General features: G+C 56.3%; 15 protein-coding genes. 6 read left to right on the top strand and 9 right to left on the bottom strand.

The features are described from left to right. Positions 1–163 precede the first annotated feature (163 nt). The 4 genes from KDX30_RS05425 to KDX30_RS05410 all read left to right on the top strand — a co-directional run bounded on the left by KDX30_RS05425 (position 164) and on the right by KDX30_RS05410 (position 3695). On the top strand, positions 164–1978 hold the full coding sequence (locus tag KDX30_RS05425) for a penicillin-binding protein activator (protein WP_231675199.1): 1815 nt from the start codon (positions 164–166) through the stop codon (positions 1976–1978). Continuing rightward, complete coding sequence (locus KDX30_RS05420) at positions 1979–2350, top strand: YraN family protein (protein WP_231675198.1); 372 nt, start codon at positions 1979–1981, stop codon at positions 2348–2350. Positions 2351–2526: 176 nt separating this feature from the next. Continuing rightward, positions 2527–3120 carry a phosphoheptose isomerase gene (locus tag KDX30_RS05415; protein WP_027900231.1) on the top strand — a complete coding sequence of 198 codons (594 nt, stop codon included), beginning with the start codon at positions 2527–2529 and terminating at the stop codon, positions 3118–3120. Then, positions 3117–3695: a BON domain-containing protein gene (locus KDX30_RS05410; RefSeq protein ID WP_122394958.1), complete on the top strand. Its 579-nt coding sequence runs from the start codon at positions 3117–3119 to the stop codon at positions 3693–3695. Before KDX30_RS05415 ends, KDX30_RS05410 begins: the two co-directional genes overlap by 4 nt. 70 nt (positions 3696–3765) lie before the next feature. Here KDX30_RS05410 and KDX30_RS05405 read toward each other — a convergent pair whose 3' ends face one another. The 7 genes from KDX30_RS05405 to rplM form a co-directional block, all read right to left on the bottom strand. Next, entirely contained in the window at positions 3766–4179 is a 414-nt protein-coding gene (locus tag KDX30_RS05405) for a ClpXP protease specificity-enhancing factor (RefSeq protein WP_231675197.1), read from the bottom strand. A 17-nt stretch (positions 4180–4196) separates the two neighbouring features. Beyond that, on the bottom strand, positions 4197–4814 hold the full coding sequence (locus KDX30_RS05400; RefSeq protein ID WP_027900228.1) for a glutathione S-transferase N-terminal domain-containing protein: 618 nt from the start codon (positions 4812–4814) through the stop codon (positions 4197–4199). Between the two features lie 225 nt (positions 4815–5039). Beyond that, positions 5040–5822 (bottom strand): cytochrome c1, encoded by a 783-nt coding sequence (locus KDX30_RS05395; protein WP_231675196.1) that lies wholly within the window; start codon positions 5820–5822, stop codon positions 5040–5042. Next, complete coding sequence (locus tag KDX30_RS05390) at positions 5822–7033, bottom strand: cytochrome b (RefSeq protein ID WP_231675195.1); 1212 nt, start codon at positions 7031–7033, stop codon at positions 5822–5824. The genes KDX30_RS05395 and KDX30_RS05390 overlap by 1 nt, the downstream gene beginning before the upstream one ends. Beyond that, entirely contained in the window at positions 7033–7626 is a 594-nt protein-coding gene (petA, locus tag KDX30_RS05385) for a ubiquinol-cytochrome c reductase iron-sulfur subunit (protein ID WP_231675194.1), read from the bottom strand. Before petA ends, KDX30_RS05390 begins: the two co-directional genes overlap by 1 nt. Positions 7627–7877: 251 nt before the next feature. After that, positions 7878–8270: a 30S ribosomal protein S9 gene (gene rpsI, locus KDX30_RS05380; RefSeq protein ID WP_002555064.1), complete on the bottom strand. Its 393-nt coding sequence runs from the start codon at positions 8268–8270 to the stop codon at positions 7878–7880. A gap of 14 nt (positions 8271–8284) precedes the next feature. Next, the gene (gene rplM / locus KDX30_RS05375) at positions 8285–8713 is read right to left on the bottom strand and encodes a 50S ribosomal protein L13 (protein WP_027900224.1); all 429 of its coding nucleotides are present in this window, start codon (positions 8711–8713) and stop codon (positions 8285–8287) included. Positions 8714–8969: 256 nt separating this feature from the next. Here rplM and KDX30_RS05370 point away from each other — a divergent pair, with 256 nt between their 5' ends. Together KDX30_RS05370 and KDX30_RS05365 are read left to right on the top strand one after the other, a co-directional pair. After that, positions 8970–10007 (top strand): NADP(H)-dependent aldo-keto reductase, encoded by a 1038-nt coding sequence (locus tag KDX30_RS05370; protein ID WP_122394955.1) that lies wholly within the window; start codon positions 8970–8972, stop codon positions 10005–10007. Positions 10008–10460: 453 nt separating this feature from the next. Then, positions 10461–11381, top strand: coding sequence for a GlxA family transcriptional regulator (locus KDX30_RS05365; RefSeq protein ID WP_176560700.1), 921 nt, complete (start codon positions 10461–10463; stop codon positions 11379–11381). Positions 11382–11502: 121 nt separating this feature from the next. On the opposite strand, the gene zapE is transcribed toward KDX30_RS05365, so the two are convergent. Further along, a complete protein-coding gene (gene zapE, locus KDX30_RS05360) occupies positions 11503–12597 on the bottom strand; it encodes a cell division protein ZapE (protein WP_027898482.1) in 1095 nt (364 codons plus the stop codon). Between the two features lie 61 nt (positions 12598–12658). Beyond that, positions 12659–14008, bottom strand: a complete 1350-nt coding sequence (locus tag KDX30_RS05355; protein ID WP_231675193.1) for a tryptophan--tRNA ligase — start codon at positions 14006–14008, stop codon at positions 12659–12661. Between the last annotated feature and the right edge of the window lie 8 nt (positions 14009–14016).

Here is a 14016-nt window from a genome sequence, read left to right as displayed (position 1 = left end):
GGCGCCCGATATCTGCCAGCGCAACATTTCGTAAAGGCCGTATTACCTCGTGTAATCAGGCACTGCGACTTATATCACTGCTTTAAATGTTAACGACGTCGCACCCATGCCAGTGCTTGGGTACAATTCCCCGCTAATTTGCTCGAGTATCAGGAACATACACATGATCGCTTGCCTGCGGCTGTTCTCTGCCCTCTGCCTTGCTGCCCTGTTGGCGGCTTGCGCCAGCTCGCCTTCGTCCAGCCTTGGCGAACTTCCACGCACCCCTGACGCCAGCATCGAGCAGTTACTCGATCAGGCGGCCGCCGCGAAAACCCCGGAACAGGCCTCACTGCTCCGACTCAGCGCTGCGGATCTGGCCAACCGGCAGAACAATCCCGGACGCGCTGCGCAAATCCTCACGCAAGTGCAGATTGAGTTGCTCAAGCCTGGCCAGCAGGTGTTTGCTGCGACTCTGGATGCTGAACTGGCGATGGGTCGCAATCAGCCAAAAGCCGCACTGACTGCGCTGAGCCACCCGAGCCTGCAACGCCTGAGCGAGCTGTCCGTTGAACAGCAGATTCGGACCCACACCGTCCGCGCTCGCGCACTCGAAGCTGATGGCCAGATCCTGCCGGCGATCAGCGAGCGAGTCTTCGTGGGTCCATTGCTGCAAGGCAACGACCTGAGCGCCAACAACGACGCTATCTGGAAACTCGTTGGGGCACTGCCTCCGGAACAACTGCAAAGCAACGCGACCGACGATCTGGGCGGCTGGCTAAGCCTTGCGCGCAGCATCAAAGGCGCGGGCACGCTGGAACAGCAACAAGCCGCTATCGACACCTGGAAAGCACAGAATCCAAAGCACCCCGCTGCTATCCAGCTGCCTGCGACACTTGCGCAATTGCGCGCCCTGACCAGCGAGCCGCTGACCAAAATCGCCCTGTTGCTGCCACAGGAAGGCCCACTTGCAGCCGTCGCCAAGGCTCTGCGTGAAGGCTTCATGGCCGCGCATTATCAGGCGCAACAGGCCGGTCAGAATCCTCCGGCCATTCAGGTATTCGACAGTTCGCGCCTGACCTCTATGGATGACTTCTATCGCGAGGCTCAAGCAGCAGGCGTGCAACTGGTTGTCGGTCCGCTGGAAAAACCACTGGTCAAACAATTGAGCACCCGCCCGCAACTGCCTATCACCACATTGGCGCTGAACTACAGTGATGCAGGCCCTGAAGGCCCTCAGCAACTGTTCCAGTTCGGTCTGTCCGCTGAAGACGAAGCCCGTGAAGTAGCACGCCGCGCCTGGGCAGATGGCAAACGCAGCGCTGTGGCGATGGTGCCGAAAGGTGAATGGGGCGACCGCGTTCTGGACGCTTTCCGCCAGAGCTGGCAAGCCAAAGGCGGCACGCTGATTGCAGCTGAACACGTCGACCAACCTGTTGCACTGGCACAGCAAGTTGCTGACCTGTTTCAGCTGCGCAACAGCGAAGGCCGTGCGCAACGCCTGCAGAGCACTGTAGGGACTCAGGTAGCCGCCCAACCGACGCGTCGTCAGGACATTGATTTCATGTTCCTGGCTGCAACCCCGCAACAGGCGCAGCAGATCAAGCCAACCATGGTCTTCCAGTACGCCGGTGATGTTCCTGTCTACGCCACATCGCACCTGTTCACCAACAGTAACGATCACGCGCAATACATGGACCTGAATGGCGTGCGCTTCTGCGAAACTCCATGGTTGCTCAACGCCAATGATCCACTGCGTCAGCAGGTCGTCACCCAGTGGCCTCAAGCTTCAGGCAGTCTGGGCCGCCTCTACGCTATGGGCGTCGACGCCTATCGCCTGGCTCCGCGCCTGGGCCAACTCAAAACCATGCCTGAAAGCCGCATCGACGGCCTGTCCGGCAGCTTGAGCATCAACCCGGCTCGCCGCGTGGAACGTCAATTGCCATGGGCCGAATTCGTTGACGGCAAGATTCAGCGCCTGCCGGATACCGCTCAGTAAATGCCCGGCAACACCCGCCAAACTGCAGGGCGCGAGGCTGAAACCCGCGCCCTGCAGCATTTACAGCAGCACGGTTTGCAGCTCATTGCACGAAACTGGTTATGCAAACGTGGTGAGCTTGATCTGGTCATGCTCGACGGGGATACAGTAGTATTCGTCGAAGTTCGCTACCGCCGCCATTCGACATGGGGTGGAGCGTTGGAAAGCGTTGATTTTCGCAAGCAGCAAAAGCTGGTTATGGCGGCACAATTGTTCCTGCAGAGCGACACACAATGGGCAGATGCGGCATGTCGTTTCGACGTCATAGCCATTGAGGGTGATCCGCGTGGCGGCCCATCCTTGAACTGGATCAAGCATGCATTCGAGAGCTGAAATCCCTGGCGTCCACGCCATGCGGGCAGACCCCGGAACTGAAATGCCGACTCACGCAATATGCCATCCAACACAGATTTCGCTTTTCGCTTTGCGGGCCGTACCGCCTTGCGCCGAGGGCTTCCCCTTCTGCGCCAGCCGATAAGCCGCGATACGTTCTAATTAAGGTCACCCAGATGGACATGCAATCCCGAATTCGCCAGCTTTTTCAGGCCAGCATCGACACCAAGCAGCAGGCGATGGAAGTCCTTGCACCCCACATCGAGCAAGCCAGCCAGGTCATGGTCAATGCGCTGCTCAACGAAGGCAAAATGCTCGCTTGTGGCAACGGCGGTTCGGCGGGTGATGCTCAGCACTTCTCATCCGAGCTACTCAACCGCTTCGAACGTGAACGCCCTAGCCTGCCGGCCATTGCACTGACAACCGACAGCTCGACGATCACGTCGATTGCCAACGACTACAGCTACAACGAGATCTTTTCCAAGCAGATCCGCGCGCTTGGCCAACCGGGCGATGTGTTGCTGGCGATATCCACCAGCGGCAACTCGGCGAACATAATTCAAGCGATCCAGGCCGCACATGATCGTGAAATGATTGTCGTAGCATTGACGGGACGCGACGGCGGCGGCATGGCCTCGCTGCTTTTGCCTGAGGACGTGGAAATCCGCGTACCGGCAAAAGTCACCGCACGAATTCAAGAAGTCCATCTGCTGGCGATTCATTGCTTGTGCGATTTGATCGACAGCCAACTGTTCGGGAGTGAAGAATGACCGTTAATCGTCTCAGCCTGCTGGCCCTGACCCTGTGCGTAAGCATCAGCGGATGCAGCTCGGTGCTGACTGCTACCCGCGACAACCCGATTGAAGACGATCGTGGAACGCGAACGTTCGGCAGCAAAATCGATGACTCGCTGATTGAAACCAAGGCAGCGGTAAACATCGCCAAGGCGAGCCCTGATCTGGATCAGAACTCGCATATCGTCGTCACCAGCTATAACGGCATCGTGCTATTGGCTGGCCAGACTCCCCGTGAAGACCTCAAAGCCCTGGCCGAAAAAGAAGCCAGCGGCGTACAGCGGGTAAAAAAGGTCAACAACGAGTTGCAGGTCATGGCGCCTTCGTCCTTGCTGGCCCGCAACAATGACGCCTGGCTGACCACCAAGATCAAAAGCCAGATGCTGACCGACAGCGCCATCCCTGGATCACGCATCAAAGTCGTGACCGAGAACGGCATCGTTTTTCTGCTTGGTCTGGTGACGCAACAGGAAGCCACCCGCGCGACCAGCCTGGTACAGAGCGTGTCTGGCGTGCAAAAAATCGTGAAGCTGTTCGAGTACATCGACTGATCAGCGACAAAATCTGCACCATGAAAAAGGCGACCCTGAGGTCGCCTTTTTTTGTTGCGTGTGAAGCTGATTACTTGACCACTTTCAGACTCGGCCTGCCGCTTGGACGCGGTGGCTCAGTATCCGGTGGTGGAAGATCATCATCCCCATCGACGCTGTCGTCATCCTCGAAAGGAGGCTCCAGCTCGAAAACCATACCCTGACCATTCTCCCGGGCATAAATGCCCAGAATCGCCCCCACAGGGACGTACAGGGTATGCGGGACACCGCCAAAGCGGCCTTCAAAACTGACTGCATCGTTGTCCATGTGCAAATGACGCACAGCGGACGGAGAAACGTTCAGGACAATCTGCCCATCATTGGCAAACCCTTGCGGGACCTGCACTGATGGATACTCCGCATTGACCAGCATATGCGGGGTGCAATCGTTATCGACGATCCACTCATAGAGAGCACGAATCAGATAAGGGCGACTGGAGTTCATCAACGGCTCCTTAGGCCTTAGCGCATATCACGTTCGGCAGCAGACAGACTTGCCTGGAATGCCTCACGCGCAAACTGGCGCTCCATATAATCAAGCAACGGCTTGGCAGGCCGCGGCAATTCGATACCCAAAACAGGCAAACGCCAGAGTATGGGCAATAGACAGCAGTCAACCAGACTTTGCTCGTCACTGAGGAAAAAAGCTTTCTCGGCGAACAAAGGCGAGACGCCGGTCAGACTCTCACGCAGCTCCTTACGGGCTACCGCACGAGCAGATTCCTTGCTGCGCGGATCCAGAATCAGGTCCACCTGAGCGCACCAGTCGCGCTGAATCCTATGGATCAGCAGGCGGCTATTGGCGCGTGCGACCGGATAAACCGGCAGCAATGGCGGGTGCGGATAACGCTCATCCAGATATTCCATCACCACAGTCGACTCGTACAACGCCAGATCACGATCGACCAGGGTAGGTACGCTGCCGTATGGGTTCACCTCGATCAATTTCGGCGGCTGGGTACCCGTCACAACATCAATGATCTCGGCGCTGACACCTTTCTCGGCGAGCACAATGCGCACGCGGTGGGAATAGTGGTCGGCGGGGTCGGAGTAACAGGCCAACCGATTGGTCACGCCCATGGCGATCCTCCTCGCTTGTTAAATTTATCGGATACACAGAAACGGACGCGCCCTCGGACGCCTCCGACAACAACCGCATTGAGGCAGTGGTCATCGCGGGCGACAAGATAGCTCATTTACGCTTGGTAAATTCTGCAATCTTGCCGTCACAACCAGATTTGCCCTGCATTTATTGCCTAAATGGGACGCACGAGCGCGCGAGTGTTACCTCAGCGTTACATACGGTCAGTGAATGTCCTTCCAGTATTCACGCTTGAGCAGGTAAGCAAAGACAAAGAAGAAAGCCAGGTACAGCAACACATACATCCCGATGCGCTGATGCTGAAGCTTCGTCGGGTTCGCGGAATAAGCGAGGAAGGTCACCAGATTCTTGACCTTCTCGTCGAACTGCTCTGCATTCAGGCTGCCCGTATTGGGGACAATCGTCAGTTGATCGCATGCTTCGTACGTCAGTGGCGCACCCGTCAAGGGGTCGTACTGCTTCTTGCCCTCCTCGACCAACTGAATCTGCTTGCAGCCGATGATCTGACGACCTTGCAAGCCAGCCAGCACGTTGGGCATCCCTACATTAGGAAAGACTGTGTTGTTCACCCCGAATGGACGCGCCGGATCCTCGTAGAAAGAGCGCAGGTAGCCATACAACCAGTCCGTGCCGCGCACTCGCGCCACCAGAGTCAGATCCGGCGGAGCAGCGCCAAACCAGACTTTCGCGTCTGCTGACTGCATACCGATATTCATGTGATCGCCGATCTTGGCACCGGTGAATACCAGCTTTTCCAGCATCAGCTCATGAGGGATGCCCAGATCATCGGCAACGCGCTCGTAACGCTGGAACTTAGCGCTGTGACAGCCCATGCAATAGTTGACGAACGTGCGCGCCCCATCTTGCATGGCAGCCTTGTCCGACACATCGATATCGATGCTTTCCAGCTCAGGACCGCCGTGCTCGGCAGCAACGGACAACATTGGCAGAGCAACAAGCATCAATACAGCAAATAGCTTTTTCATCAGCCAGTCACCCTTTCCGGAACCGGTTTGGTTTTCTCGAGCCGGGTATAGAACGGCATCAGAATGAAGTAGGCGAAGTACAGGAAGGTGCAGACCTGCGACAGCAAAGTGCGTCCTGGCGTTGGAGCCAAAACACCCAACACACCGAGGATTACGAAAGACACACAGAACGCCAGTAGCCAGATTTTGCTCAGCCATCCTTTGTAGCGCATTGACTTGACGGGGCTTCGGTCCAGCCAGGGCAGCACAAACAGCACTGCAATTGCAGCTCCCATAGCCATGACCCCCATCAGCTTGTCAGGAACGGCGCGCAGGATCGCGTAGAACGGCGTGAAATACCAGACAGGTGCAATGTGCTCTGGCGTCTTGAAGGGGTTTGCCATCTCGAAGTTGGGTTTTTCGAGGAAGTAGCCACCCATTTCCGGGAAGAAAAACACGATGAAGCAAAACACGAAGAGGAAGACGACAACGCCAACGATATCTTTCACGGTGTAATAGGGGTGGAACGGAATTCCATCCAGAGGGATACCGTTTTCGTCTTTGTGTTTCTTGATGTCGACGCCATCGGGGTTGTTCGAACCCACTTCATGCAACGCCAGAATATGCAGTACGACCAGGCCAAGCACGACAATTGGCAGAGCAATCACGTGAAGCGCAAAAAAACGGTTCAGGGTAATCCCGGAGATCAGGTAGTCGCCGCGAATCCATTGCGTCAGGTCATCGCCGATAACCGGAATGGCGCCAAACAGCGAGATGATCACCTGCGCGCCCCAGTACGACATCTGCCCCCAGGGCAGTAAATACCCCATGAACGCCTCAGCCATCAGCGCCAGATAAATGAGCATGCCGAAGATCCACACCAGCTCACGAGGCTTTTGATACGAGCCATACAGCAGGCCGCGGAACATGTGCATATAAATGACAATGAAGAACGCCGAAGCACCGGTGGAATGCAGCAAACGCAAAATCGACCCGTAAGGCACATCACGCATGATGCCCTCGACAGACGCAAACGCCTCTTCAGCCGTCGGCGTGTAGCTCATCGTGAGCCAGACACCGGTCAGGATCTGATTGACCAACACCAGCAGGGCCAGTGAACCGAAGAAGTAGAAAAAGTTGAAGTTTTTGGGGGCGTAATACTTGCTGAGATGGTCTTCCCACATTTTTGTGGCGGGGAAGCGAGCATCGATCCAATCCATGAACTTGCTCATCACGCGCTCTCCTGATCGACGCCAATGACAATAATGTTGTCCGACTCATAGGAATGCGGCGGCACTGGCAGATTCAAAGGTGCAGGTTGGGATTTATAGACGCGGCCAGCGAGGTCGTAATGTGAGCCATGACAAGGGCAGAAATAGCCACCCACCCAATCTTTGCCCAGATCGACTGGCGCTACTTCAGGACGGAAAGTCGGGGAGCAACCCAAGTGGGTGCAAATACCGATCAACAGCAGGATTTCAGGTTTGATGGATCGTACAACAGGGTCGACGTAAGCGGGCTGGAGCGAGTCCCTGGATTCGGGGTCCGACAACTGGCTCGTAATTTTGCCGAGGTTGCCCAGTATTTCATCGGTACGACGGACAATGAAAACTGGCTGACCGCGCCACTCAGCAATCATCTGCTGCCCTGGTTCGATCTTGCTGATATTCACCTTTACCGGTGCGCCTGCGGCTTTCGCCTTGGCACTGGGAAACCATGACCCTACGAACGGGACCGCCGCCCCCACCGCTCCTGCTGCACCAACCACAGATGTGGCCGCCACGAGGAAGCGACGCCGGCCTGCATTCACGCCGTCATTGCTCATTCCGTCCTCTCCCATCAGCTATGTGGCCTGTTCGATCAGGCGTCTAATTTAAAAATTCATGTATCCAAATTTTGCCGGATGGTAGATAAAAACCCTTCAAACCACAAGGGAATTACTTTTCACGAAAAGCTGAAAGCCTTGTAATACGGGGCCTGCGCTGAATGAGTCATGTTGTCACAGGTATACGACGCGCATAAAAAAACGCCCAGCTCCGTGAGGAGGCTGGGCGTTCTTCTTGAACGAAGTGCGTATTAACGCTTCGAGTACTGCGGACGCTTACGCGCTTTACGCAGACCGACTTTCTTACGTTCAACTTCACGGGCGTCGCGTGTAACGAAGCCAGCTTTGCGCAGAGCGCCGCGCAGGGTTTCGTCATACTGCATCAGAGCGCGAGTGATACCGTGGCGGATTGCGCCAGCTTGACCACTTACACCACCGCCAATCACGGTGACGTAGATGTCGAACTTCTCGACAGTCTCAGTCAATTCCAGCGGCTGACGAACTACCATGCGGGCAGTTTCACGGCCGAAGAAATTATCCAGCGAACGGTTGTTGATGGAGATGTTACCGGTACCTGGACGCAGGAAAACGCGTGCGGTAGCGGTCTTGCGACGGCCAGTGCCGTAATTTTGAGTCGCCGACATAATCAACTATTCCGTTAAAACTTCAGTTCTTGGGGCTGCTGAGCAGTATGAGGGTGTGCAGTGCCCGCATAGACTTTCAGCTTACGGTACATGTCGCGACCCAGCGGGTTCTTAGGCAGCATGCCTTTAACCGCGGTCTCGAGCACACGCTCAGGAGCTTTGGCGATCAGCTTTTCGAAGTTGATCGACTTGATCCCGCCCGGAAAACCGGAGTGAGAGTAGTAGATTTTGTCGGTGGTTTTAGCACCGGTAACACGGATTTGCTCAGCGTTGATAACAACGATGTAGTCACCAGTGTCAACGTGCGGGGTGTATTCCGCTTTGTGCTTACCACGCAGACGGCTCGCGATTTCTGTAGCCAGACGACCGAGGGTCTGACCAGCAGCATCGACTACGAACCATTCGCGCTTAACTGTTTCCGGTTTAGCAGTATAAGTTTTCATTATTTAGCCTCAGGGGCCGCCCTGATAAATTGAGACGGCGGATCTTACTGAATAGATCGTACTTTGACAAGCAGCATGTCAAAGGCAGCCGTTATACAGACGCTGCCGAGGGCTCGGGTCGGCGCATCTGTGGTACGGCAAAGATGTCTCTCCGGCAGATGGAGCATCACTTCCACTGCAAAGAGCCGCGGGATTATGCGGATTGCGAAATAAATATCAACCTGCTTTTATGGTTCTCTTACTTGAGGAGAAGCAAATGGACTATCGCCAACTTGGCCGAACCGACCTGAAAGTCAGCGCAATCTGCCTCGGCACCATGACCTGGGGCGAGCAAAACAGCCAGTCTGAAGCCTTTGCGCAGATCGAACGCGCCAAAGAAGCCGGTATCAATTTCCTTGATACCGCCGAGATGTACCCGGTACCGCCAAAAGCAGAAACCTACACCGCCACCGAGACAATCATCGGCAACTGGTTCAAGCAACAGGGCGACCGCGCCGACTGGATTCTGGCCAGCAAGATCGCGGGTCCTGGTAATGCCATCGAGCATATTCGTGACGGCAACCTCAAACACAACCGCAAGCATATTGTGGCGGCCCTCGATGCCAGCCTGGCGCGCCTGCAGACCGATTACCTCGATCTGTATCAACTGCACTGGCCTGAGCGCAGCACCAACTTCTTCGGCAAATTGGGTTACACCCATAAAGACGAGGATTTCACCCCACTGGAAGAAACCCTCGAAGCTCTGGACGAGCAGGTCAAAGCGGGCAAGATCCGCCACATTGGCCTGTCCAACGAAACGCCATGGGGCACCATGAAATTCCTGCAGTTGGCTGAAAGCCGGGGCTGGCCGCGAACGGTGTCAATCCAGAATCCCTACAACCTGCTCAACCGCAGCTTTGAAGTGGGCCTGGCCGAAATTGCCATTCGCGAACAATGTGGACTGCTGGCTTACTCCCCCCTCGCGTTCGGCATGCTTTCAGGCAAATACGAAGGTGGCGCTCGCCCGGCCAAAGGTCGCCTGAGCCTCTACAGTCGTTTCACCCGCTACTTCAATCCGCAATCGGAAGCAGCGTGCAGCCGCTACGTGGCGCTGGCCCGTGAGCACGGTCTGGAGCCAGCACAAATGGCGCTGGCCTTCGTTACCCGCCAGCCGTTCGTGACCAGCAATATCATTGGCGCGACCACCCTTGAGCAACTGGACAGCAACATCGCCAGTTTCGGGCTGAAGTTGTCGGACGAGGTGTTGGCGGGTATCGAGGCGATTCACAAGGATCATCCGAATCCTGCGCCCTGAACTGCCAGCTCGACTTTAACGCAGCCCTGTGGGAGCGAGCCTGAACGCTATAAGGCTGGACGCGATGTACTTTAAACCGCGTCGTACTTATCGTCGGAATGCCGCCCAGACCAAGCCTCGCTCCCACATGAAATTGCGCTATTCCGTAGGACCGGCTTTAGCCGGGAGGGCGTCGGGACACCCACCCATTCTTCTTCGCCAGAAATACCGCCCTCCCGGCTAAAGCCGGTCCTAAGGGACTTCGGGCCAACATAGAATCCCCCACATGATCAACATCGGCCAATAGCCTGCTCAGCATTCCATCGCTGGACACACCCGAAAAAAAATAAGACGATCCAGCCGTAACCTGACCACTTCCCCATATAAGAATAAAAGAATATGTCGACTCACGCCTCCGCGCCCCTGCGGCGCGTCAGCATCCTGGCTATTGACGGGGTGTTCGCTTCCACATTGATGCAAGCCAAGGATTTCTTCCATCTTGCCGCTCTGCGCTACAGCAAACAGCTGGGCCTTGGCAGAGTCCCTGCGTTCGAAACCCGCTTGGTCAGCCCGGACGGCAAGCCCGTGCGTAGCTTCAGCGACGTCGTACTCCCCGTCGATGGCGACCTCGACCAAAGCGATGTCATCGTGATCCCGGCATTCTGGGACAACTTCGACGCGCTTCGTTTGAGATACCCTCAGGTCATTCCCTGGCTACGTGAACAGCATGCCAACGGCGCAGTGCTCTGTGGTGAAGCCAGCGGCGTGTTCTGGCTGGCAGAATCCGGCCTGCTCGATGGCAAGGAAGCGACAACCTACTGGCGATTTTTCAACGACTTCGGTGAGCGTTTTCCGAATGTTTTGTTGAACCAAGAGAAACATCTGACAGACGCGGACAATCTGTACTGCGCAGGCGGCACGACTTCAGCCTGTGACCTGTACATTTATCTGATTGAGCGCTTCTGCGGTGCAAACGTCGCGCAAGCCGTGGCTCGGGACATTCTGTATGAAGTGCAGCGCAACTACGCACCGGGCCGAATGGGTTTTGGCGGGCAGAAACTGCATCAGGACGTCGTGATCCTGCAAATCCAGCACTGGCTGGAAGAGCATTTCGCCGACAAGTTTCGCTTCGAAGATGTGGCCCGCAATCACGGCATGAGCATCCGCAACTTCATGCGCCGTTTCCAGACTGCCACCGGAGACAAGCCCCTGCACTACCTGCAACGGCTGCGCATCGAAACCGCCAAAGGCTTGCTGTCTGGCACGCGCAAAAGCATCAAGACCATCAGCTATGAAGTCGGATACGACGACGCCAGCTTCTTCGCCCGACTGTTTCGTCAACATACAGAGTTGTCGCCGAATCAGTATCGGCAGCAGTTTCAGCAAGCGGCTTGATCCCCCGGCATCAGACGATCAACTGTAGGAGCGCACGAGCACAGCGAGGCCGCGATAGCGTTCTGCTTGATTCACCGCCATCGCGGACTCGCGGTGCTCGTGCGCTCCTACAGATCCAAACTTAGGGTTTATGCGCCCGCGACAAGAATTCATGGGACTGCATTTCCAGCAACCGGCTCAACGTGCGCTGGAACTCGAAGTTCAGACGCCCACCGGTGTACAAATCCTTCAACTCAACTTCAGCCGAGATGATCAGCTTGACGTTACGGTCGTAGAATTCGTCGACCATGTTGATGAAGCGTCGGGCGATGTCGTCGGTGGTGACGCTCATCTGCTCAACGCCACTGAGCAACACGGCGTGGTAGATCTTGCCCAGTTCGATGTAATCGTTCTGGCTACGCGGGCCGTCGCACAGTTCGCGGAAGTCGAACCAGGCCACGTCATCACAAGTGCGCAGTGCACGGATTTCGCGATTCTCGATCATCAGCACATCGTTTTCGATGGTCTCGGCGCAATCAGGCGTAAGGGCCTTGAAGCTCTTGCGCAGACTTTCCTGCGCGGCTTCATTCAGCGGGAAGTGGAACAGCTCAGCCTGCTCAAGGTGACGCAGGCGATAGTCCACGCCGCTGTCGACGTTGACGATTTCGGTGTTCTGTTTGATCAGCGCGATGGCGGGCAGGAAGCGCGCACGTTGCAGGCCGTCCTTGTAGAGGCCATCCGGGACGATGTTCGAGGTCGCAACCAGAGTCACGCCATTCTTGAACAGTTCTTCCATCAAGGTGCCGAGGATCATGGCGTCGGTGATGTCGGACACGAAGAACTCATCGAAACAGATAACCCGTGCTTCATCTGAAAAACGTTTGGCGATGAGGGTCAGCGGGTTCTTTTCACCCTTGAGGGTCTTCATCTCTTCGTGCACGCGCTTCATGAAGCGGTGGAAGTGGGTACGGACTTTCTGCTCGAACGGCAGGGCTTCGAAGAAGGTGTCGACCAGATAAGTCTTGCCCCGGCCAACGCCACCCCAGAAGTACAAGCCCTTGACCGGCGCCTGTTCCTTCTTGCCAAACAGCTTGCCGAACATGCCCGGCTTGCTCTGGTTAGCGGCAACCAGATCGTCATAGAGACGCTGCAAGTGACGCACAGCCGTTTCCTGCGCCGCGTCATGGAAGAAGTCAGGGCGTTTCAGATCAGCTTGGTATCGTTCTAGAGGGGTCATATTCGCTAACAAGGCAACAAAAACGGGCCGTCACTGTAGCGACGGCCCGGCAGATTGGCAATCAATCCTGTTGGGGGGCAAGGGCCAGCTTGAGGCTTTCGATAGCGGCATCACGCGCTGCAGCGTCGACGAATTGCGGACTTTCGGCGATGTGCTCACCATTGATCCAGAGGGTAAACCCAAAATGCTCTGGACGGAGCTCGAATTCACTGCCCTGCTGCAGCTGTTTGCTGACTGCGCCAGCGGCCTTGCCATCAGCAAAGTTGCGAGACAACAGCAACTGCTCGCCATCGGCTGCCAGCAGACGGAAACGGAAGCTGCCATCGTCTTCACGGAAGCTGACAAAGCGTGCACCTTTGACGGCTTTTTTCTTGCTGGTCTCGGCCACTTGCACATTGCTGCGGAATGAACGCAGGCCTACCGCTTCACGTAACTCGCCGAGGAAAGGTGTGGCGACTTTGCGGGCTTTCTCTGCGCCAGCCAGCAGAATGTCTTCCAGGTCAGCCGGACGTTCGATCAGACGATGGTAATTCTCACGAGCTTCGCTCAGCTCACTATCCAGCAAGGTGAACAGGCGACTCTTCGCTTCGCCCCAACCCAGACCTTGCAACAAGTCGGAACGGAACTCTGTGATCTGCTCCGGGGTAGCGAAGGCCTGATAGAGCGTGAAGAGATGGGAGTTGTCAGGGTCCTTGGCTTCGCCGGGAGCTTTGGAGTCAGTCACGATGCGCGAAATCGCATCCTTCATGTCCTTGGCGCTGCTGAACAACGGAATCGTATTGTCGTAGCTCTTCGACATTTTACGGCCGTCGAGACCTGGCAGCGTGGCGACGCTTTCCTCGATCAGGGCTTCAGGCATGACGAAGAACTCTCTGCCCTTGCCGAAAAGATGGTTGAAGCGTTGGCCGATATCGCGAGCCATCTCGACGTGCTGAATCTGGTCGCGACCCACCGGAACCTGATGCGCGTTGAACATCAAAATGTCAGCTGCCATCAACACCGGGTAGCTGTACAAGCCCATGGTGACGCCAGCATCCGGGTCTTCACCGGTTTCGACGTTCTTGTCCACGGACGCTTTGTAGGCGTGAGCACGGTTGAGCAAGCCTTTGGCAGCAACGCAGGTCAGCAGCCAGGTCAGCTCGGTGATTTCCGGGATATCGGACTGGCGATAGAAAGTCACGCGATCCACATCCAGGCCAGCAGCCAGCCAGGTTGCGGCGATTTCCAGACGCGAGCGCTGAATGCGCAGCGGGTCATCGCATTTGATCAAGGCGTGGTAGTCAGCCAGGAAGTAGAACGAATCAGCATCGCTCTGGCGGCTGGCAACGATAGCCGGGCGGATTGCGCCCGCGTAGTTACCCAGGTGAGGCGTGCCGGTGGTGGTGATACCGGTCAGGATACGAGTGGTCATGGCAGGTC

The sequence above is a fragment of the Pseudomonas quasicaspiana genome, assembly GCF_021147825.1.
Classification (GTDB): domain Bacteria; phylum Pseudomonadota; class Gammaproteobacteria; order Pseudomonadales; family Pseudomonadaceae; genus Aquipseudomonas; species Aquipseudomonas quasicaspiana.
The sequence above is the reverse complement of the archived record's forward strand: the minus strand, read 5'-3'. Positions and strand labels throughout refer to the sequence as shown.

What these genes read in the sequence shown, in the direction of transcription:
- KDX30_RS05370 (WP_122394955.1), top strand. Translation starts at nt 8,970, where the DNA reads ATGGACTATCGCCAACTTGGCCGAACCGACCTGAAAGTCAGCGCAATC.
- rpsI (WP_002555064.1), bottom strand. Translation starts at nt 8,270, where the DNA reads ATGTCGGCGACTCAAAATTACGGCACTGGCCGTCGCAAGACCGCTACC.
- KDX30_RS05365 (WP_176560700.1), top strand. Translation starts at nt 10,461, where the DNA reads ATGCAAGCCAAGGATTTCTTCCATCTTGCCGCTCTGCGCTACAGCAAA.
- KDX30_RS05395 (WP_231675196.1), bottom strand. Translation starts at nt 5,822, where the DNA reads ATGAAAAAGCTATTTGCTGTATTGATGCTTGTTGCTCTGCCAATGTTG.
- petA (WP_231675194.1), bottom strand. Translation starts at nt 7,626, where the DNA reads ATGAGCAATGACGGCGTGAATGCAGGCCGGCGTCGCTTCCTCGTGGCG.
- KDX30_RS05415 (WP_027900231.1), top strand. Translation starts at nt 2,527, where the DNA reads ATGGACATGCAATCCCGAATTCGCCAGCTTTTTCAGGCCAGCATCGAC.
- rplM (WP_027900224.1), bottom strand. Translation starts at nt 8,713, where the DNA reads ATGAAAACTTATACTGCTAAACCGGAAACAGTTAAGCGCGAATGGTTC.
- KDX30_RS05410 (WP_122394958.1), top strand. Translation starts at nt 3,117, where the DNA reads ATGACCGTTAATCGTCTCAGCCTGCTGGCCCTGACCCTGTGCGTAAGC.
- KDX30_RS05420 (WP_231675198.1), top strand. Translation starts at nt 1,979, where the DNA reads ATGCCCGGCAACACCCGCCAAACTGCAGGGCGCGAGGCTGAAACCCGC.
- zapE (WP_027898482.1), bottom strand. Translation starts at nt 12,597, where the DNA reads ATGACCCCTCTAGAACGATACCAAGCTGATCTGAAACGCCCTGACTTC.
- KDX30_RS05400 (WP_027900228.1), bottom strand. Translation starts at nt 4,814, where the DNA reads ATGGGCGTGACCAATCGGTTGGCCTGTTACTCCGACCCCGCCGACCAC.
- KDX30_RS05355 (WP_231675193.1), bottom strand. Translation starts at nt 14,008, where the DNA reads ATGACCACTCGTATCCTGACCGGTATCACCACCACCGGCACGCCTCAC.
- KDX30_RS05390 (WP_231675195.1), bottom strand. Translation starts at nt 7,033, where the DNA reads ATGAGCAAGTTCATGGATTGGATCGATGCTCGCTTCCCCGCCACAAAA.
- KDX30_RS05405 (WP_231675197.1), bottom strand. Translation starts at nt 4,179, where the DNA reads ATGAACTCCAGTCGCCCTTATCTGATTCGTGCTCTCTATGAGTGGATC.
- KDX30_RS05425 (WP_231675199.1), top strand. Translation starts at nt 164, where the DNA reads ATGATCGCTTGCCTGCGGCTGTTCTCTGCCCTCTGCCTTGCTGCCCTG.